17 protein-coding genes are annotated in these 20,011 nt (G+C 71.4%); 5 read left to right on the top strand and 12 right to left on the bottom strand.

The features are described 5' to 3' along the window. Window positions 1-86: 86 nt before the first annotated feature. From mgt to E0500_RS21115, 4 genes are all read right to left on the bottom strand, one after another. The gene (gene mgt, locus E0500_RS21130; protein ID WP_131570735.1) at window positions 87-1,277 is read right to left on the bottom strand and encodes a macrolide-inactivating glycosyltransferase; all 1,191 of its coding nucleotides are present in this window, start codon (window positions 1,275-1,277) and stop codon (window positions 87-89) included. Window positions 1,278-1,376: 99 nt separating this feature from the next. Further along, window positions 1,377-2,666: an ABC transporter substrate-binding protein gene (locus E0500_RS21125; RefSeq protein WP_131570737.1), complete on the bottom strand. Its 1,290-nt coding sequence runs from the start codon at window positions 2,664-2,666 to the stop codon at window positions 1,377-1,379. Then, the gene (locus E0500_RS21120; protein WP_131570739.1) at window positions 2,666-3,499 is read right to left on the bottom strand and encodes a carbohydrate ABC transporter permease; all 834 of its coding nucleotides are present in this window, start codon (window positions 3,497-3,499) and stop codon (window positions 2,666-2,668) included. The genes E0500_RS21125 and E0500_RS21120 overlap by 1 nt, the downstream gene beginning before the upstream one ends. Further along, window positions 3,496-4,446: a carbohydrate ABC transporter permease gene (locus E0500_RS21115; protein ID WP_131570741.1), complete on the bottom strand. Its 951-nt coding sequence runs from the start codon at window positions 4,444-4,446 to the stop codon at window positions 3,496-3,498. The genes E0500_RS21120 and E0500_RS21115 overlap by 4 nt, the downstream gene beginning before the upstream one ends. A gap of 312 nt (window positions 4,447-4,758) precedes the next feature. On the opposite strand from E0500_RS21115, the gene E0500_RS21110 reads away from it, so the two are divergent. Continuing rightward, window positions 4,759-5,610 carry a phosphotransferase enzyme family protein gene (locus E0500_RS21110; protein ID WP_131570742.1) on the top strand — a complete coding sequence of 284 codons (852 nt, stop codon included), beginning with the start codon at window positions 4,759-4,761 and terminating at the stop codon, window positions 5,608-5,610. 102 nt (window positions 5,611-5,712) lie between these two features. Here the strand turns inward: E0500_RS21110 and E0500_RS21105 are convergent, their stop codons facing one another. Beyond that, window positions 5,713-6,636 (bottom strand): LysR family transcriptional regulator, encoded by a 924-nt coding sequence (locus E0500_RS21105; protein WP_131563645.1) that lies wholly within the window; start codon window positions 6,634-6,636, stop codon window positions 5,713-5,715. 66 nt (window positions 6,637-6,702) lie between these two features. Here E0500_RS21105 and E0500_RS21100 point away from each other — a divergent pair, with 66 nt between their 5' ends. Together E0500_RS21100 and E0500_RS21095 are read left to right on the top strand one after the other, a co-directional pair. After that, complete coding sequence (locus tag E0500_RS21100) at window positions 6,703-7,752, top strand: DMT family transporter (RefSeq protein ID WP_220140565.1); 1,050 nt, start codon at window positions 6,703-6,705, stop codon at window positions 7,750-7,752. Next, window positions 7,647-8,138, top strand: a complete 492-nt coding sequence (locus E0500_RS21095; protein WP_131563646.1) for a YbaK/EbsC family protein — start codon at window positions 7,647-7,649, stop codon at window positions 8,136-8,138. Before E0500_RS21100 ends, E0500_RS21095 begins: the two co-directional genes overlap by 106 nt. Before the next feature lie 30 nt (window positions 8,139-8,168). On the opposite strand, the gene E0500_RS21090 is transcribed toward E0500_RS21095, so the two are convergent. The 4 genes from E0500_RS21090 to E0500_RS21075 all read right to left on the bottom strand — a co-directional run bounded on the left by E0500_RS21090 (window position 8,169) and on the right by E0500_RS21075 (window position 12,589). Next, window positions 8,169-8,894 (bottom strand): 3'-5' exonuclease, encoded by a 726-nt coding sequence (locus E0500_RS21090; protein ID WP_131563647.1) that lies wholly within the window; start codon window positions 8,892-8,894, stop codon window positions 8,169-8,171. Window positions 8,895-8,999: 105 nt separating this feature from the next. Continuing rightward, window positions 9,000-10,238, bottom strand: coding sequence for an SAV2148 family HEPN domain-containing protein (locus E0500_RS21085; RefSeq protein WP_131563673.1), 1,239 nt, complete (start codon window positions 10,236-10,238; stop codon window positions 9,000-9,002). A gap of 112 nt (window positions 10,239-10,350) precedes the next feature. Then, window positions 10,351-11,688: a copper amine oxidase gene (locus E0500_RS21080; protein ID WP_131563648.1), complete on the bottom strand. Its 1,338-nt coding sequence runs from the start codon at window positions 11,686-11,688 to the stop codon at window positions 10,351-10,353. An 85-nt stretch (window positions 11,689-11,773) separates the two neighbouring features. After that, complete coding sequence (locus tag E0500_RS21075; RefSeq protein ID WP_131563649.1) at window positions 11,774-12,589, bottom strand: Tat pathway signal sequence domain protein; 816 nt, start codon at window positions 12,587-12,589, stop codon at window positions 11,774-11,776. A 186-nt stretch (window positions 12,590-12,775) separates the two neighbouring features. Between E0500_RS21075 and glgX the strand changes: the two genes are divergently transcribed. After that, window positions 12,776-14,896: a glycogen debranching protein GlgX gene (gene glgX, locus E0500_RS21070; protein WP_131563650.1), complete on the top strand. Its 2,121-nt coding sequence runs from the start codon at window positions 12,776-12,778 to the stop codon at window positions 14,894-14,896. A gap of 57 nt (window positions 14,897-14,953) precedes the next feature. Further along, on the top strand, window positions 14,954-17,296 hold the full coding sequence (gene treY, locus E0500_RS21065; protein ID WP_131563651.1) for a malto-oligosyltrehalose synthase: 2,343 nt from the start codon (window positions 14,954-14,956) through the stop codon (window positions 17,294-17,296). 52 nt (window positions 17,297-17,348) lie between these two features. On the opposite strand, the gene E0500_RS21060 is transcribed toward treY, so the two are convergent. The 3 genes from E0500_RS21060 to E0500_RS21050 all read right to left on the bottom strand — a co-directional run bounded on the left by E0500_RS21060 (window position 17,349) and on the right by E0500_RS21050 (window position 19,956). Further along, on the bottom strand, window positions 17,349-17,861 hold the full coding sequence (locus E0500_RS21060; protein ID WP_131563652.1) for an SSI family serine proteinase inhibitor: 513 nt from the start codon (window positions 17,859-17,861) through the stop codon (window positions 17,349-17,351). Beyond that, window positions 17,858-19,213 (bottom strand): M14 family zinc carboxypeptidase, encoded by a 1,356-nt coding sequence (locus E0500_RS21055; RefSeq protein ID WP_220140563.1) that lies wholly within the window; start codon window positions 19,211-19,213, stop codon window positions 17,858-17,860. Before E0500_RS21055 ends, E0500_RS21060 begins: the two co-directional genes overlap by 4 nt. Before the next feature lie 191 nt (window positions 19,214-19,404). Continuing rightward, window positions 19,405-19,956 carry a DUF1707 and FHA domain-containing protein gene (locus E0500_RS21050; protein WP_131563653.1) on the bottom strand — a complete coding sequence of 184 codons (552 nt, stop codon included), beginning with the start codon at window positions 19,954-19,956 and terminating at the stop codon, window positions 19,405-19,407. Window positions 19,957-20,011 lie beyond the last annotated feature (55 nt).

The following is a 20,011-nucleotide window of genomic DNA, read 5'->3' as shown; positions in this document are numbered from 1 at the left end:
TGGCCGGGGTGGGGGCACCCCGGCCACGTCGTCGCTTGCGGTCGCCCGGCGGACCGCGCGTCACCCGAGCGTCACCTTGTGCGGCTTCACCGCCGCGCGAGTTCGGCCTCGATCAGGTCTGCCGCCCGCCGCGTGCCCCCTTCCTCCGCCATCTGCTTCTGGATCGCCGCCAGCCGCCGCGCCACCTCCGGGTCACCCACGAGTCCGAGTACCGCCTCCCGCAGGGCACCCGCCGTGGCCTCCTCCATCGGCACATGACGGGCGACCCCGAGCGACTGGAGCATGTCCGCGTTGCCGAACTGGTCGACGGCCTGCGGTACGGCGACCATCGGCGTCCCCGTGGCGAGGCCTTCCTGGCTGCCGCCCGCGCCCGCGTGCGTGATGAACGCGTCGGCCTGCCGCAGGACCGCCAACTGCGGTACCCAGTCCCGCACTTCGACGTTCGCCGGAACCGGCCCGAGCGCGGCCGGGTCCACGTGCCTGCCGACCTGGAGCACCATGTGCCAGCCGGGCAGATCACCGAAGGCGGCCACACACTCGCGGTAGAAGGCGGGCTGCTTGGTGAAGGCCGAGCCGAGGGAGACGAGGAGGACCTTCTCCGCGCCGGCCGGCCGCTGCCAGTCGCCCTCCGCCGCACGGTCCCCCTGACAGGCGCCGACGAAGCTGTACACGGTCTCGTCGACCCGGTCGGCGTTCGGCTGGAGTGCCTTCGGGATCAGCACGATCGAGCGAGCGGGGTGGCCGCCGAACCGGTCGGGGTCCTCGGTGATGCCGTTCTCCTCCAGCCACGCGTGGAAGCGGGCGTAGTAGGCCCGGCCGCGCTCGGTCTTCTTCGGTTCGGCCCACATCGGTTCGGCGATCTCCTCCTCGTAGCCGTCCCAGGCGACCAGGTTCGGGGACAGCGAGACCGCCTTGACGCCCCAGCGGTGGGCGAGGACGCGGGCCGGGTACGAGGTGATGTCGTGCAGCACGAGGTCGGGTTCGTCGCCCTCGTACGACTTGATCAGCTGAGGCAGGGCCTGGATGGCGTCGTTCAGGAAGGGCTCCACGTTGTCCAGGAGCGTGCTGCCCCAGGCCGAGGGGTCGTCGTCGGGGGACGGCAGCGTCGAGTGCCAGAGCCTGGGCTCGGCACCGGTCTCGGCGACCTTGTCCGCGAACACCGGCGGGATCGCGTACGTCACCCGGTGGCCGCGCGCGACGAGTTCGCGGATCACTTCGAGGCTGGGGTTCACGTGGCCGTGGGCGGCGATGGAGAACATGGCGATGTGCGAGGTCATGAGCCGACCGTAAGCGAGACGATACGTCTCGTGCAACGCAATTTCCCACCCTGGTCCCCGAGCGCTGAGGGCAGCGCTCAGCGACGACGGCCGCCCCCCTCAGCGCTGGTAGCGCGCCAGCACCAGGTTGCCGTCCTCGACCAGCCGTTCACGCAGCTCGTCCAGGCCGATCGCACCGCTGTAGTACTCCTGGAGGGCGGGAGTGGCGATCTTGTCCTTCCACTCCGGGTAGCCGCGCACGGACTGGGCGGGCGCCGAGCGGAGGTGGGCGGCCAGGGCCGTGCCGGTGGCCCAGTCGTGCTTCCGCGTGCGCAGGGCCGGGTCCCGGAGCGCCTCGGTGCCGGTGGGCAGCATCCAGTCGCCGAGCGCGAGGCGGACCATGTTCTCGGGCCGGAGCATGAAGTCGATGAACGCGGCGGCCTCACGCTGGTGCGGGCTGTCCTCTGCGATCGAGAGCGTCTGCGGACTGACGCCCTGGGCGAGCCCGTCGGCGCCGGCCGGGGCGGGCAGCACCTGCCAGTCGAAGCCCTTGGGCGCCTGCTGCACGATCTGCTGACGGTAGGAGAACCCGAGCGGGACCATCGCGTACCGGCCGCCGAAGAACCCGGGCAGGGTGTCGGAGCCGCCCATGCCGAGCGTGCTGCTCGCCGCGCTGCGGTCGGTGTTCACCTGGTCGTGCACGGTCCGCGGGACGACCGCGTCGGTGTCCTCGAAGCGGATCTCCACCTTGCCGTCCCCGCCCCGGTGGAACATCCGGCCGCCGGAGGAGAGGGAGAGGTTGAGGGTGGCCGAGACCGGTTCCTTGAGCGGCCAGGCCGCGCCGTACTTGCCGTCGCCGCTCAACTCCTCGGTCACGGCGCGGAATTCGGCCCAGGTCCACGGCTTCTCGGGGGTCGGGACGCGTACGCCCGCCTCCTTCAGCCAGGTGGCGTTGGCGACGAGTACACGCGGCTCCTGGAGGAACGGGACGCCGTAGACGCCGTCGCCGAACGTCGTCGTCTCCCAGCTCCGCCGCGGGATGTCGGCCTTCAGCCGCTCGGGCAGCAGATCGGTCAGGTCGGCGAGGTAGCCGCCGTACGCGAAGTCGGCCAGGTCGTCGGAGGCGTCGTGGATGATGTCGGGCGCCTCACCGCCCTCGAAGGAGGTGAGCAGCTGGTCGTGGACGCCGTCCCAGCTGCCCTGGACGTACTCGACCTGGATGTCGGGGTGGGCCGCGTTCCACTCCTTCACCAGCTCCTTGTTGGCCTCCACGGACTCCTGCTGCCAGGCGAGGGACTGGAAGCGCAGGGTGATCCGGCCGTCGTCGCGCCCGCCGCCGGACGAGCAGCCCGCGAGGAGCAGCAGGAGGACCATGGCCAGCAGGCGTACGGTCAGCAGGGGTGCGCGCATCAGTTCTTCACCGCCCCGGCGAGCATGCCGCCCGTGATCCGCTTCTGGATGACCGCGAAGATCACGAGGGAGGGCAGGGTGGCGAGGAAGGCCGCGGCGGCGAGGGGTCCGAGGTCGGCTACGCCCTCGGCACCGATGAAGTGCGTGAGGACGACCGGCAGGGTCTGCTTCTCCGGGCTCTTGAGCAGCACGAGCGCGAAGAAGAACTCGTTCCACGCGGTGACGAAGGCGAACAGGGCCGTCGCCACGATGCCTGGCGCGAGCAGCGGAGCCGTTACCGACACCAGCGTGCGCGCCCGGCCCGCGCCGTCCACCGCGGCCGCCTCCTCCAGCTCGGGCGGCACGGCCCGTACGTACCCGACGAGCATCCACAGCGCGAACGGCAGCGCCCACACCACGTACACCATGATCAGTCCCGGGACGGAGTCGATCAGCCGGAGGTTCTTCAGCACCAGGAACAGCGGGATGATCACCAGCACGAACGGGAACGCCTGGCTGACCACCACCCAGCCGGTGGCCGCCCGCGAGAGCAGGCTGCGCCGCCGGGCGATGACGTACGCCAGCGGCGTCGCGATCAGCACCGCGACGACGGCCGCCCCCACCGCCGCGACCAGGGAGTTGAACAGCGCGTCCAGCAGGGGCTGCTCGTCGAAGGCCTGCCGGAAGTTGGCGAGGGTGGGGTCCTTCGGGATCCAGGTGGGGTGCAGGCTGCCCAGTTCGCGCGGCGGCTTGAAGGCGGTGGAGAGCAGCCAGAGGAAGGGGAAGGCGAGGAACACGAGATAGGCGAGCAGGGCGAGGTACTGGCCGGCACGGGCGGTCCTCCGGGTCCTCATCGCTCCTCACCTCCCCTCAGCCGGCCGACGAGATGGAGCGCGAGGATCACCGAGATCACCGCCACCATCACGCATCCCATCGCCGCCGCGTACCCGAACTGCCCGTAGCGGAAGGCCTCTTCGTAGGCGAACAGCATGGGCAGGCGGGTGCGGCCGCCGGGCCCGCCGTTGGTCAGCACGTACACGAGGGCGAAGGAGTTGAAGTTCCAGATGAAGTTCAGCGCCGTGATGGCGAGAGCCACCGGTCTGAGCGCGGGCCAGGTGACCGTGCGGAAGCGCCGCCAGGCTCCGGCGCCGTCCATCGCCGCGGCCTCGTGGAGTTCGCGCGGGGTGTTCTGCAGTCCGGCGAGCAGGGCGACCGTGGTCTGGGGCATGCCCGCCCAGACGCCGACCACGATGACCGCGGGCAGGGCGGTCGCCAGTCCGCTCAGCCAGTCGCGGCCGTCGCCGAGGCCCAGGTCGCGCAGGGTCTCGTTGAGGATGCCCGCGTCCGGGTTGTAGACGAGGCGCCACATGACGCCGACGACCACCTCGGGCATCGCCCACGGGATGATCGCCAGCGCCCGCGCCAGCCAGCGCAGCCGGAGGTCCTGGTTCAGCAGCAGGGCGAGCCCGAGCGCCAGCAGGAACTGCGGCACGGTCACCCCGACCGCCCACAGCAGACCGATGCGGAACGACTCCCAGAACAGCGTGTCGTGCAGCAGGTCCTGGAAGTTGAGTGTCCCGATCCACTGTGTGGGCGCGGTGCGCCCCGACTGGGCGTCGGTGAACGCCAGCACGATCCCGTAGAGCAGCGGTCCGACACTCAGGACCAGGATGGGCAGCAGCGCGGGCAGGACGAGGAACCAGGCGCCGTGGTCGAGGACGCGACGGCCCCGGCCCGCACCGGGTGCGCGCTTCGTCGGGCGGGGTCGCGGTGGTCGCCTCGGCTCGGTCGCCAATGTCATGGAATCGGCTCCTCTGGGCGGCTCATGAGGGTCTGGCCACCCTGGCGGCCTCCGTCATGGTGCTGAGGGAAGGTCAGGCCGTCAAGGGACCGCGCAGCCCGTCCGACCTGTGCGAATGCGACACTGGCCGGGTTGGCGGGAAACGGTGGCTCGCACGGCGGTTTCAAGCCATGTGAGAGCTACGCGGATGCGGTGCGGGAGCGGCGCGGGAGTGCTGTGCGGCCGGACCGGACGGACCCGATGGACCGGACGGACCAGACGGGCCAGACGGACACCACCCAACAGACACGGCGGACACAACGGAGGCGAAGGATGGACGAGGCACAGGCGCGGGCGATACTCGCCGAGGCGGGGCTGGGGCATGCCGCGGAGTTGCTCGCGCTGGGCGAGAACGCGGTGTTCGCCGCCGGTGACCTGGTGGTCAAGGTCGGCCGCAGCGCCGAACTCCTCGACCGCGCGCGCCGTGAGCTGGACGTCGCGGTCTGGCTCGCCGGAGCGGACATCCCCGCCGTGCGTGCCGCCGAGCCCGAGCCCCGGCTGGTGGACGGTCACCCGGTGACGCTGTGGCAGCGGCTTCCCGACGCCGTACGCCCCGCCGAGCCGCGGGATCTGGCCGGACTCCTGCGGTTGGTGCACACGCTGCCCGACCTGCCCTTCGCCCTTCCCCGCCGTGAACTGCTGGACGGTGTGGAGCGCTGGCTGCGTCTCGCGGGCGACGCGATCGACCCGGCGGACGCCGGCTTTCTGCGCGAGCGCCGCGACGGCTTCGCCGCGGCCGCCGCCGCGCTCGTCCCCCACCTGCCGCCCGGCCCGATCCACGGCGACGCCCTCCCCCGCAACGTTCACGTCGGCCCCGACGGGCCCGTCCTCGTCGACCTGGAGACCTTCTCCGCCGATCTGCGCGAGCACGACCTGGTCGTCATGGCCCTCTCCCGCGACCGCTACGGGATGGCCCCCGCGGCTTACGACTCCTTCACCGCGGCATACGGCTGGGACGTACGGGAGTGGGAGGGCTGTTCGGTGCTGCGGGGGGCCAGGGAGACGGCGAGCTGTGCGTGGGTGGCTCAGCACGCACCCAGCAACGGCAAGGCACTGGCCGAGTTCGAGCGGCGGGTGGCGTCCCTGCGGGACGGGGACGAAACGGTGCGGTGGTATCCGTTCTGAGCGCGACGGCCAGGGGCCGGTCGCTGTCGCTGTCGGCGTCGGCGTCGGGGATAGGGATGGGGATGGGGATGGGGATGGGGATGGATACAACCCCGCGCCCCTTCAGGGCGTCTCCTCGCCCTCGGTGTCCCGGTCCCGGATGATCAGCGCGGCGCGGCGCAGTTCGGCGAGGACCGTACGGACGGCCCTGCGGGCGGTGCGTTCCGGGCGGTGCAGGGCGTCGATGTGACGTCTGGCCTGCACGCCGCTCAGTGGTCTGAGGACGAGCGCCGGGTCCGGGCGCATGGTCCAGCGGGGCATCAGGGCGAGACCGCCTCCGGCGGCGACGGCCTGGCAGACCACCGCGAACTCGTTGATGCGGTGGGCGAAGTGGAGCCTGCGGCCGGCCGCGGCGGCGACGGCCTCCAGGGTGGCCAGGATCGGGAAGCCGTCGTGCGCCGCGATCCAGGGCTCGTCGGCCACGTCTCGCGGGGTCAGCCGCCGCTTGGCGGCCAGCGGGTGGTCGGCGGGCATCGCCACATCGAGCGGCTCGCGCAGCAGCGTGGTCGCGGTCACCGTGCGCGGCCACGGCGGGGCGTGGTCGAGGCGGTGGGCGAGCACCAGGTCGTACTCGCGGGTGAGCCGCGGGAAGTCGCCCTGCGCCACGTCCGCGTCGGCGAGGGCGACCCGTGGGCCGTCCGGTCCGGCGAGGCCGCGCAGCAGCAGCGGGAAGAAGGCGGTGCCCGCGCTGTGGAAGGCGGCCACCGACACCTCTCCGTCCGGGCGGTCCATGAACTCGTCGACCGTGTGCCGGGCCCGCGCCAGCGCGGTCTCCACCTCGATGGCGGCGCCCGCCAGCGCCTGCCCGGCCTCGGTGAGCACCAGCCGCCGTCCGTCCTTCTCGGTGAGCGGAACGGGGATGGAGCGCTGGAGCAGCCGGAGTTGCTGGGAGACCGCCGACGGAGTCACGAGCAGCGCCTCGGCGACCGCGGTGACACTGCCGAGTTCGCCCAGCTCCCGCAGGATCCGCAACTGTCGTTCGTCCACCTCTTCAGTGTAGGGAAGCTAAAGGGTTGTTTTAGAAGCTGGTACTGGGCTTCAGGGACGTCGGCGATGCACCGTAGGCACGTGCCCGATGCCCGCCGTACCGACGCGGTACTCCTTCTGGTCGCGCTCGTCTGGGGTTCCAGCTATCTGTCGGCCCAGACAGCCACCGCGGCTCTCCCCGTGCTGCTGGTCCTAGTGGCGCGGTACGCGCTGTCCGCGCTCGCCTGTCTCGGTCTCGTCGCGGTCCGCCGTGGCAGGCCGCTGTGGACCCGTGACGAGCTCCGGGCCGGTGTGCCCCTCGGGGTCACCCAGGCCGTCGTCCTGCTGGTCGAGACGTATGGTGTCGCGCACACGAGTGCCGCCAACGCGGGGCTGATCATCAGCCTGACCATCGTCCTCACTCCCCTCCTGGACCGCTCGGGTCACCCCGGCGGGCTGCCTCCCCGCTTCTTCGTGGCCGCCGGGGTGTGCGTGGTGGCCGTCGCGCTCCTCATGACCGGCAACGGCTTCCACGCACCCCGCAGCGGCGACCTGCTGATGCTCGGCGCCGCGGTGGTGCGGGCCGTGCACGTGGCGCTCGTCGGACGGCTGACCTCGGGCCGGGCGATACGGCCGCTGCATCTGACGACGGTGCAGACCGTGGTCGGCACCGCGCTGTTCCTGCCGCTCGCCGCCCGCGACCTGCCCGCTCTCGCACGGGCCGATACGGCGACCTGGCTCCAGTTGCTCTACCTCGCCCTGTTCTGCAGCGTGTTCGCCTTCCTCGCGCAGACCTGGGCGGTGCAGCGCACCTCCGCCAGCCGGGCCAGCCTGCTCCTCGGCACCGAACCCGTCTGGGCCGCGGCGGTGGGCATCGCCCTCGCCGGCGAACGCTTCACGCTCCTCACCGGGCTGGGCGCGGCGCTGATGGTCACCGGCACCTACTGGGGCCAGGCCGTCGAACGCGCCCACCGTACGTCCCTCCCCGACCGTATATCCCTCCCCGACGACCGCGCCGACAAGGACCCCGTATGCCGGAGCACGACACTTACCAGGACCTCATCGACCTGCTCGACGCCTGTGCCGTCGACTACCGCCTCATCGACCACGCCCCCGAGGGCTCCACGGAGTCCGTGAGCGCCCTGCGCGGACACCCGGCCGCCGAGGCCGCGAAGTGCATCGTCCTGAGGGTCAAGCTGGACCGGAAGACCACACGCCACGTCCTCGCGGTCGTCCCCGGGGACCGGCGCGTGGACCTGGACGCGGTGCGGGAGTTGTTCTCCGCGCGCTACGTCGGCTTCAGTGACGCGGCCACGGCCGAGCGGCTGGCCCGTGCCGTGCCCGGCACCGTCCTCCCGTTCAGCTTCGACCCGGATCTCGAACTCCTGGCCGACCCCGAGGTCGTCACCCAGCCACGGCTCTATTTCAACGCCGCCCGGCTCGACCGCTCGCTCACCCTCTCCGGCTCCGACTACGCCCGGGTGGCGAAGCCACAGGTGGAACGCATCGCCGAACGTACCTGAGCGCCCCCCGGGGAAGTGCCCGCCGGGGCACTAGACGGCCGGCTCGTCCGCCAACTCACGCATCGGCCAGGACGCGTCCACCACCGCGTCCGTGTCGCCCTTGCGGCGCAGGAAGCTCTGGAAGTCCGCCGCCCACTCCGCGTACCACTCGATCTGGCGGCGGTGCAGCTCCGCCGGGCCGAGGGCCGCGACCTTGGGGTGGCGCTCGGCTATGGCCCGGGCCAGCCGGGCCGCGGCGAGGGCGTCGGCCGTCGCGTCGTGGGCGGAGACGAGCGTGACCCCGTACTCCGTGCAGACCGCTTCGAGGTTCCGCTTGCCGCGGCGGTAGCGGTCCACGGAGCGGTCGATCGTGTACGGGTCGATGACGGGCGCGGGGTCGAGGCCGCCGAGGCGCTCCCGCAGCGACGGCAGGCCGTGGCGGCGAAGCTCGGCGGAGAGCAGGGTGAGGTCGAAGGCCGCGTTGTAGGCGACGACCGGGACTCCCGTCCTCCAGTACGTGACGAGGACGTCCGCGATCGCGTCGGCGACCTGGTCGGCGGGGCTGCCCTCGGTCGCCGCGCGCTCGCTGCTGATGCCGTGCACCGCGACCGCGTCGGCGGGGATCTCCACGCCCGGGTCCGCGAGCCATTCCCTGCGGCCGAGCTGCTTCCCGTCCTTGAGCTCGACGACGGCCGCCGTGACGATGCGCGCCGCGCGCGGGTCCGTGCCCGTCGTCTCCAGGTCGAAGCCGATCAGCAGCTCCTGGTGCCAGCCCATGGTGGCCCCCCTTCTTGGTGGTGCTTTCCCCCAGTGGTCTCCACCCTCGCATGGGCCACTGACAATCCGACGACCGCATTCCGCTTAGCGGCGCGTACGGATCGGTCACGACACCGGTCGTGAGTCCGCCCAGGCCAGTTCGAACTCCTCGCGGTACGTCCCGAAAAGGCCGCCTTCGCCTGGCTCATCCGGCTTCAGCAGTCGCTGGCCTCCGCGCAGGACGAGCACCGGAGCCTCCATCCCGCGGGTACCGCGCAGATACGTCTGGACGACCGCTATGCCGTCCGAGCCGTCGCCGTCCACGAGATAGGCGGTGAAGCGCGGTGTCTCGTCGAAGACCTGGATCTCGAAGGCGCCCGGGTCGCGCAGCTTGGACCGCACCCGGCGCATGTGGAGGATGTTCATCTCGATCGCGCGACTCAGCTCGCCCCGCTTGATGCCGAGTTCACGCTCGCGCCGCTTCACCGCGCTGGACGCCGGGTTCAGGAACAGCAGCCGCACCCGGCATCCCGACTCGGCGAGCCGTACGAGCCGCCGCCCGGAGAAGTTCTGCACCAGCAGGTTCAGCCCTATCCCGATGGCGTCCAGCCGGCGGGCGCCGCCGAAGAGGTCCTCCGCCGGGAACTGCCGCAGCAGCCGTACCCGGTCGGGGTGCACGCCCACGACGTCCGCGTACCGGTCGCCGACGAGGGACTCCACGGCGTCGACGGGCAGCCTGCGCGCGGACGGTACGTCGCTGCCCGCGCCGAGGACCTCCAGCAGCCGGGCCGAGGCGCGTTCGGCCTGGGCCAGTACCGCCTCGGACAGCGCGCGGTTGCGGGAGACGACGTTCCGGGTGACCTCCAGCTCGTCCAGGGCCAGTTCCACGTCGCGCCGCTCGTCGACGTACGGCTCGAAGCACGGCCAGTGCTGCACCATCAGCTCGCGCAGCTGCGGCAGGGTGAGGAAGCTCAGCACGTTGTCGTCGGCGGGGTCCAGCAGATAGCCCTTGCGGCGGCTGACCTCGCGTACGGCGACCGCGCGCTGCACCCACTCCTGTCCGGCGGGACCGGCGGCCGCGACCACCCAGTCGTCGCCGTGGACGGGTTCGTAGATGGGACGCAGAACAGCGGCCACGACGGCGCGCAGCCGCTGTTCGACGAGGTTCAGCCAGATGTAGGCGCGGCCGGCCCGCTGGGCGCGGGTACGCACCTCGCTCCAGGCGTCGGCGTTCCAGTCCAGTTCCGGACCGATGGAGCTTATCTCCATCGGACGCGCCAGGGACACCGCGCCGGGTGGGACATCTGTGGAGTTCCCCTCGTGACCCTCGTCACCAGGAGGCAACTCCAGCCCTCCCGAGCCCACCCGCGCACCGCCTTCCACTCCCCCGAGCTCCACCCCTACTCAACGATCAAGGAAGGGTACTCCGGGAGCGGCAGACGGTGCAGCCGGATGGACACGAGGTTTCTCAACTGCTTTAGTCCGGCTGGCCGTTCTCACCGGCGAGCTCGGCCGGTGTGAGCGGGTTCATGGCCGTGACGTCGCGCGGGGCGATCGAGAAGCCCTGCCAGTGGACCGGCATGGGCTGCTGGTCCTCGTCCCGCGCGATGTGGTGGAAGCCCACGTTGACCCAGGTGATCGGATGCTTGAGGGTCTCACCGTTGACCCACTTGTCGACGGACTTGCCGGACCCGGCGGGGCAGTTGCCGAGGTTGTTGCTGGCGAACTGCTCGCACTTCTTGTACTCGGTGAAGTAGATGTCACGCTTGGTGAAGCTGCGCCCCGGGTACTTCTGCGTGACGCCGGGGACGATCTCGTAGCTGCGGGCGTGGCCGTCCTTGTTCTTGCCGGTCGCGCTGACCACACGCCACCAGCGCATGTTCTTGGCGTCGCCGGCGAGTTCCTTGGTGACCTTGGTGCGGGTGGTCTTGTTGGTGGGCCCCTGATTGGCTCCCGAGGGCGGGCTGACCACGGAGTCGTACTGCTCGATCCGGTTCTTGGAGGAGCCGTCCAGGGCAAAGTTGAGCCGCCAGAAGACGTTGTGGCTGTGGCTCGTGGCCTTCGCCGCGGAACCGTTGCCGATCGGCCAGCCCCGGCCGTCACCCGCGTCGTAGTCACCGGGCGAGAGCATGCCGGTCGCGCCGACGTTCATGGTGATCGTGCCGTCGTCCTGGAATCGCCACTCGGTCATGTACTCGTACCAGCCGACCTTGTTGACGCCGTAGACGAGCAGGTCCTTGCCCTGCGCCTGGTAGACCTTGTTGCCCGTGTCGGCCTGCATGCGGTAGGCATGGCCGCGCGAACGGGTCGTGGTGCACAGGCCCTTGACGTTCTCGCTCTCCGAGGCGGACGCGCCGCGGACCTTCACGGTCTTGATGGTGCCGCCGGGGCACTCGGCCGCGGTCAGGTTCATCTGGCCCTGGCCGAAGCCGTAGCTGGTCAGGTCGTCGTACTCGGCCTGGCCGTCGTCGTACGGGACGTGGATCTGGCCGAGCCTGGCGTTGGTGAGGACCTTGATCGGCTTGGTCTCACCGGGCGGCTGGTAGGAGATGTCCTTCAGGACGATCCCGGCCTCGCGGTCGTGGCTCCAGCACATCCGCCAGGTGGTGCCGGAGGCGAGCTTCTGCTCGATCCGGTAGGCCGTGCTGCAGTTCCAGGTCACGGCGGGTGCGGACTTGGGCTGGGCGGTGGCCGGGCCCGCGGCCGTCGTGAGTCCGGCGGCCAGGGCGGTCACGGTCAGGCCGACCGCCGCCCCGCCTCGGGCACGGTTGATTCCCCGCGGCCGGAGGCCGCTGATCGGACGCTTCGCGCGCATGTAGAACTGATCCCCTTGCAGAGAGCCTGCACAGAGCAGGAAAGTCGGGAAGGCCGGGAAGGCCGGAAAAGTGAAGGGACCCGGGTCAGCCGAGCTTGGCGACCTTGCGGGTGCTCAGGTCGATGATCAGGTCACGGGTGTCGATCCAGGGCCCGTTCTTGACCTTCGTGAAGAGCCGCAGGCACCGCTGCTCGCCGCACTTGGCGAGGGTGTCGGGCTTGGTGCCCGCGTCCGCGCGGAAGACCATGCCGCTGAGGACCAGCTGGTCGGGCGAGGTGAGTTCCTTGCCGGTGGCGTCCTTGTAGTCGGCCTTCAGGTCCGCTCCGACCGGGTCGGCGATCAGGAGCCGGGCGGCCTCTACCGTCTCGGTACGGCTGAACGGCGGCTGCACTCCGCGCTGGGTGTCGGTCTGCTCGACCTTGCCGGTGTCGAGGTTGACGGTCTTGGTGACGAGTGTGTCGTCCTTGTAGTCGTAGAACGTGACCTCCGCGCGGCGAGGCGCGCCCGGGTCGTCCAGTTCGCCCTCGTTCGGCTCGGCGAGCTCGACGTTGATGCTTTCCGGGCCGCTCTCGCCCTCGGCGTTCTCGCTGCTGCGGAGCAGCTGCCGGTTCAGCGCGAGCTGCTCGCCGCGTTTCATCTCGCCGTCGGTGAGCGGGTCACTGCCGGTGCCCTTGTCACCCTCGGCCGGAGCCGCCTCGACGACAGCGGGCCGCACCGCGTCCTGTCCCTGCCCCTGCCCCGCCTGTCCCGCCTGCTGGGCGGCCTGCTGCCCCGTGCTGCCGGACTCGTCCGCGGAGACCGACCCCGGCAGCGTGATCCCCACCATCACAGCTGTCCCGGCCACCGCGATGGCCGCGCCCGCCACCACCTTGCCCAGATGGCGGTGCACTATCTTCCGCACAATTCCCCCTACTCCCCTCGTGTCCCCAGGAGTCCTTGGGTTCCGCTCGTTCGGCATACCGCGTATGCGCGGATGCGCTGGTCGGCAGGTAAGAGGGACGTAAGTCATAGGTGGTTCCATCAGTTTGAGGGAGACTCGGCCGGGAGTCGCCCCCACGGGCACGGCGCAACTGGAAGAGTCGTATCCATGCAGGTCTGGCCTGGACAGGCGTATCCACTCGGTGCCACGTACGACGGCGCCGGCACCAACTTCGCGGTCTTCTCGGAGGCCGCCGACCGAGTCGAACTGTGCCTGCTGCACGACGACGGCTCGGAGACGGCGGTGGAGCTGCGGGAGACGGACGCGTTCGTACGGCACGCGTACCTGCCCGGGATCATGCCCGGACAGCGGTACGGCTTCCGCGTGCACGGACCGTACGCGCCGGAGCGCGGACTGCGCTGCAACTCCGCGAAGCTGCTGCTGGACCCGTACGCGCGCGCGATCAGCGGCTCGGTCACGTGGGGCGAGGAGGTGTACGGCTACCACTTCGGGGCGCCCGAGGAGCGCAACGACCTCGACTCGGCGCCGCACACGATGACGTCGGTGGTGGTCAACCCGTACTTCGACTGGGGCGACGACCGGCGGCCGCGCACCGAGTACCACCACACGGTGATCTACGAGGCCCATGTGAAGGGTCTGACCATGCGGCACCCCGGGCTGCCGGAGGAGCTGCGCGGCACATACGCGGCACTGGCGCACCCTGCGGTCATCGAGCACCTGACGGAACTGGGCGTCACCGCACTGGAGCTGATGCCGGTGCACCAGTTCGTGAACGACCACCGGCTGGTGGACCTGGGCCTGAACAACTACTGGGGCTACAACACGATCGGGTTCTTCGCCCCGCACAACGCGTACGCGTCCTGGGGTGACCGCGGGCAGCAGGTGCTGGAGTTCAAGTCGGCGGTGCGGGCGCTGCACGAGGCCGGGATCGAGGTGATCCTGGACGTGGTCTACAACCACACTGCGGAGGGCAACCACCTGGGCCCGACACTGTCCTTCAGGGGCCTCGACAACCCGTCGTACTACCGGCTCACGGACGACCCGCGCTACTACATGGACACCACGGGCACGGGAAACTCCCTGCTCATGCGCTCGCCCCATGTGCTGCAGCTGATCATGGACTCGCTGCGGTACTGGGTGACCGAGATGCACGTGGACGGGTTCCGCTTCGATCTGGCAGCGACGCTGGCCCGGCAGTTCCACGAGGTGGACCGGCTGTCGTCGTTCTTCGACCTCGTCCAGCAGGACCCGGTGGTCTCCCAGGTGAAGCTGATCGCCGAGCCGTGGGACGTCGGCGAGGGCGGCTACCAGGTGGGCAACTTCCCGCCGCTGTGGACCGAGTGGAACGGCAAGTACCGGGACACGGTACGGGACCTGTGGCGGGGCGAGCCGCGCGCACTGGCGGAGTTCGCGAGCCGTCTCACCGGCTCCTCGGACCTCTACCAGGACGACGGCCGCCGCCCGCTGGCCTCGATCAACTTCGTGACCTGCCACGACGGGTTCACGCTGCACGACCTGGTCGCCTACAACGACAAGCACAACGAGGCCAACGGCGAGGACAACCGCGACGGGGAGAGCCACAACCGCTCCTGGAACTGCGGCGCGGAGGGCGAGACGGACGATCCCGCGGTCCTGGAGCTGCGCGCCCGCCAGATGCGGAACTTCATCGCCACGCTGATGCTGTCCCAGGGCGTGCCGATGCTCAGCCACGGCGACGAGTTCGCCCGCACCCAGCGCGGCAACAACAACGCGTACTGCCAGGACAGCGAGCTGTCCTGGGTGCCGTGGCCCGGCGAGGACGGCGGCGTCTTCGGTGATCTGCTGGACTTCACACGCGCGATGGTGTGGCTGCGCCTGGACCACCCGGTGCTCCGGCGCCGCCGCTTCTTCCACGGGCGCCCGGTGGAGGGCACCCACGACGACCTCTCCGACATCGCCTGGTTCACCCCGGCGGGCGAGGAGATGACCCAGCGGGACTGGGACTCGGCCCAGGCGTCGGCGCTGACCGTCTTCCTCAATGGCAACGCGATCTCCGAGCCCGGCACCCGCGGCGAGCGCATCAGCGACGACTCGTTCCTGCTGCTGTTCAACGCCTCCCCCAAGGCACTGGACTTCCTGATCCCGGTCGACCACGGCCGCCAGTGGCAGGTCGTCGTCGACACGTCCCGCCCTGACGGCGTACCACCGGCGACGGGAGCCAAGGTGCAGGCGGGGGACAGCCTGACGCTGGTGGACCGGAGCCTGACGGTGCTGCAGCGGCCGGCGTAGGCCCATGAGGCGGAGCGGGTGCGCAGGTTCCCGTGCCGAGCGGGTACGTAGGATTCCATGACGTCACCCACGGTGCCCCTGGCCACCTACCGCCTCCAGCTGCAACCGGAGTTCCCCTTCGCAGCGGCGGAGGCGGCCGTGCCGTATCTGGCCTCGCTCGGTGTGTCGCATCTGCATCTGTCGCCGGTGCTGGAGGCCGTGCCCGGCTCCGCGCACGGATACGACGTGGTGGACCACGCGCGCGTGCGGGGCGAGCTGGGCGGGGAGGAGGCGCTGCGGTCACTGGCGCGCACCGCGCGGGCGCACGGCCTCGGGCTGGTCGTGGACATCGTGCCGAACCACATGGCGATGGCCCCCCGGCACAACCGGCCGCTGTGGGAGGTGCTGCGGGAGGGCCCGGGGTCGCCGTACGCGCGGTGGTTCGACATCGACTGGGACGTGCGGGGCGGGCAGGTGCTGCTGCCGGTGCTGGGCGGTCCGCTCGGCACGGAGATCGACCAGCTCGTGGTGGACGGGAAGGAGCTGCGCTACTACGAGCATGTCCTCCCGTTGCGGGAGGGTACCGAGAAGCTGCCCCTGCCGCAGCTCCTGGACGCACAGTGGTACCGGCCGGTGTGGTGGCGGCTGGCCCGTACCGAGCTCAACTACCGGCGGTTCTTCAGCATTTCGGAGCTGATCGGGGTGCGGGTCGAGGACCCGGAGGTGTTCGACGCCACGCACGCGAAGATCCTGCAACTGCTGGACGAGGGGGTCGTCGACGGCCTGCGGGTCGACCATCCCGACGGGCTCGCCGATCCGGACGGGTATCTGCGGCGGCTGCACGAGGCGACGGGCGGCCGCTGGACAGTCGTCGAGAAGATCCTCGCGGAAGGCGAGCCGCTGCCCGCCCCCTGGCCGGTCGCGGGCACCACCGGGTACGACGCGCTGCGGCACGTGGACGGGCTGTTCGCCGATCCGGCGGGCGTCGGTGAACTCCTCGGCCAGTACCGGCGGTTCGCGGCACCGCAGGCCGACCGGGGCGGCCACTGGGAGTCGACGGTGCGGCGCGCCGCCTACAAGGTGCTGGGCCATGAGCTGGCCACGGAGGTCGACCGTCTCACGAGCGCGGCGCACCGGTTGTGCGACCGCTCGCCCGACCTCGCCCTGCGCGACCACGCCCCCTGGTCGCTGCGCACGGCCCTCGTCGAGCTGCTGGTGCGTCTGGAGGTGTACCGGCCGTACACGTCCGGCGACGCCGCCCTGGTCGTCACCGAGGAGGCCGCGGCCGAGGCGCGCACGGTCTTCACAGTGCCGGAGGAGTCCCGGGCCGTCGACACCGTACGGAACCTGCTGCTCGGGCGGGCCGGTGCGGGGCCCGAGGGCATGGAGCTGCGGACCCGGTTCGCGCAGACCGCGTCCGCGCTGCGCGCCAAGTCCGTGGAGGACACGGCGTTCTACCGCTACGTACCGCTGTTGTCGGCGAACGAGGTGGGCGGGAATCCGGGCGGCCCGGCCGTCGCTCCGGAGGTCTTCCACGCCTACTGCGCGCGCGTGCAGCGCGACTGGCCCGCCACGGGCACCGTCCTGTCGACGCACGACACCAAGCGCAGCGCCGACGTGCGTGCCGCGCTGGCCGTGCTCACCGAGTGCCCGCAGCGGTGGGCCGAGGTGCTGGCCGAGATGACCCGTGAGGGTCCCGGCATGCCCGACCCGCAGCTGGCGTGGGCCGCCTGGCAGACGGCGTTCGGGCTGGGCCCCGCCTCCGCGGAGCGGCTCCAGGGGGCGCTGCTCAAGCATGTGCGGGAGGCCGGGCTGCACACGTCCTGGACCGAGCAGGACCCCGCGTACGAGCAGGCGGTGGCCGCCTTCGTGGCGCGGGGCCCGAGCGGCGACACCCGTATGGCCGCCCTCAGGAGCGGCCTGGAACCCCATGTGCGGGCGAATGTCCTGGGCGCCGCCCTGGTCCATCTGACGATGCCGGGCGTGCCGGACGTCTACCAGGGCACGGAGGGCGAGTACCGGGCACTGGTGGACCCGGACAACCGGGAGCCGTTCACGCCCCGGGAACAGCCCTCGGAGAAGTCCCGGCTGACCACGGCCGCCCTGCGGTTGCGCGGCCGGCGGCCCGGCGCCTTCGGGGAGACGGCGACGTACGGGCCGCTGACCGCCGAGGGGCCGGGCGCGGCGCACTGTGTCGCGTTCGTGCGCTCGGGTGAGGTCGTCGCGGCCGTCACCCGGCTGTCGCTGCGGCTGGCCGACGCGGGCGGCTGGCGCGCGACCCGGCTGGCGCTGCCTCCGGGGCGGTGGGCCGACGTCCTCGCTCCGGAGCGGGAGTTCACGGGACACGTGCGTGTGGCGGAGCTCTTCGACCGGCTGCCCGTGGCACTGCTCGAACGCGTCCACGAGGAGCACCGCGGGTAGACCATGACGACGATGTGAGGGACGTTGAGCGTGGCCCACGCGCGCGCGTGGGTCATGCCCGGCCGTACGCGCGCGTGGGCGGGCGTCCGAGGGCGGGCCGCGCACGCGGACCCTGCGCCTCCTTCGCCGCGTGTCTCCCCTCGCCGGGCTCCGAGAGCGCGAACACGGCGCCCGTGTTCGCTCCCATCAGACAGGCGTTGGAGAACGTCTTCGTGTAGGCGACCGCCCGGCCGTCCCACTGGCCGCGCGCCGAAGCGGTGACGGGGGCGTGGACCATCGGGCAGTAGACGTTCTTGGGCGGGATGCGGGCGATGTCGCCGTCCGCGTCCCGGAGCTCCTCGCAGGCCCGGACGGCGTGCCGGTGGCCCTGGGGCGGACCGCAGAGCAGCAGCGTGCCCCGGACCTCCCGGGACCGGGCGACGTCGCCCTGGGCGACCGTGACGTAGAGCCAGTTGCCGGGAACGGTCTCCCGGGGCGCCGGCTGGGCCGGGGCCGAGCCCAGCGCGAGGAGGGCGAGGGCCACCGGCAGGGCGGTGCGTACCGCGTGCGGGATGTGGTGCGTCATTCCCTGTGCATCGGCACGGCGGGCTGCGAGCCCCAGCCCCGCTCACCCGAATGCGAGTCCACGCGCGCGTGCCGCCCGGCCAGCTCGAACGCGGCGACGACCACCCGCGACTGGTACTCCACCTGGCGCGCGACCGGAATCCACCGCGCCCCGAAGCCGTCCCGGTAGTCGGCGCACCACTCGTCGATGAGCCGGTCGAGGTCGGGCAGCGCGCCCGACGGGTCCTGTCCGGCGCGGGTCACGAGCTGGTGCAGCAGTCCCGCCGTGCGCAGGGCCACCCGGCGGGCCGAGATGGCGAGGGCCGTGAGACGGGCCGTGTCGAGCGGTGGCAGGGGGCGCAGAGCGTCGCTCTTGTAGGTGTCGGGGTCCCAGGAGTCGGCGATGTCGGGTCCCACCAGTAAATAGTCGTCCACCGGCGCGAGGAGGCGGGCGGCGTCGGGACCGCCGCGCACCGAGGGGCGTACACGCGCCAGGAGGGCCTCCAGGAGGGCCGTGTCGCGGCGCAGGGAGCGGCTGACGGAGCGGAGCACCGCGTCGGCGTCCGGGGGCGGTGTGGCGTTCTCCACGGACGTCACGCCCCACATGGGCGCCTCGACGACCGCGGTCACCGTTCCGTACCGGTGGGGGTGGAACCACGTGGACTCGACGGCCGCCTCCGTTATGGCGGCGACCCGGTCGCCCGGGCTCGGTGGCGGGATGCGGTAGACGGCGGGGCCCAGCCTCGGCCAGTAGAGGGTGTCGTAGGGGCCGAGTTCGCGTGGGACGCCGAGGCGCGCGGCCGTCCGCTCGACACGCCGGGCGAGGCCGGGCAGGTCGTGGGTCAGCTCGACGAAGGCGCCGCCGACGTCCACGCCGTGCAGGGAGCACTGGAAGAAGGGCCGCAACTCGTCCTGGACGTCGAGCAGGGCGCGGGTCTCCGGCAGGACGGCCCCGTCCGCGCCCTCGGGGAGCCACTCGGGCTGTTCCAGGAAGCCCGGGCGGAAGAAGTTCCGGAAGTAGTTCCCCAGCGTGTACGGGCCCGCCAGCCAGCGCTCGTTGCGGCGGGCGCCGTCCGGGTCGAGGCACAGCAGCAGGTTCCAGGTGACGTCGGCGTCCTCGCACAGCCGTGGCTCGGCGAGGGCCCGCTCCGCCAGGCGCAGGACCGTACCGCCGCCCACGGGTTCGTTGGCGTGCGGTCCGGCGACGACGAGGGTGTGCCGGCTGCCGTGGCCGACGGAGAGCAGCCACAGGGGTGTGCCCGCCCGTGAGGTCCCCACACGGCGCAGCCTGGCGTCCCGGGGGTGCCGGGCGACGAGGGCGGCGGCGCGGGCGGCCAGCTCGTCCACGGTCGGGTAGCGGAGGAGGGGCAGCAAGGCACACCTCCACTATGTGGCGCCGACGGTTCACCTGTTGTGCATGGCGTACGCACAGTCAGTCACGGCTTCGGAGGTACGTCAACACCACGGAAGGTAAGAGGAACTTCAGTATCTCGCTCAGTAAATCCCAGGCCAGAGCTTTGATCGGGAGCCGTCTGTGTCCACGTCGTCCTCGTGATCCTCGTGTATCACTGGGAGGCGAGCCGGAACGCCATCCGCCCGAAGCTCACCTGATCGCCGTCCCGGACGACGGCAGCGCCGATGACACGCCGTCCGTTCACCGTCGTGCCGTTCGTCGAACCGAGGTCGCGCAGCACCCACAGCCCGCCCTGGTGCCTGAGTTCGGCGTGCACGCGGGAGACGGTCTCGTGGCTGAGCCGCAGCCCGTTGGCGGGGTCGCGGCCTATCCGCAGGGGATGGCCGTTGCCCGCGTGGGGCAGCAGCAGCTTGGGCAGCTGCTCGGCCCGCCAGGCCCGGCGCAGCCGTACCGTGAAGCCGGAGACCGACTCGACCGTGCCGAACACCAGTCGGGACCAGCGGCTCTCGGTGGGCAGGTCGGCGGTGAGCGCGGCGAGTTCGTCGGAGCGGCGGGCCACGAGGGCGAGTTCCATGCGCCGGACGAACGTGTCGTGGGAGAGACGCCCGAGGGCGACGCCGTCGCGGAGCACCTTCAGCGCCCGGTCGCGCTCCGCGTCGGACAGGCGCGCGGGGTACGTGTTGAACTCGAAGGACGACGTCACGCTGGTGATTGTCGGGCAGCGCGGCCGGAGTGTCCAGAAATCGAGAAAACGGCCG

Origin of the sequence: Streptomyces sp. KM273126 (assembly GCF_004337435.2) — a bacterium.
In the GTDB taxonomy this organism is placed as follows: Bacteria; Actinomycetota; Actinomycetes; order Streptomycetales; family Streptomycetaceae; genus Streptomyces; species Streptomyces acidicola.
This window is presented reverse-complemented; position numbering and strand designations above follow the sequence as displayed.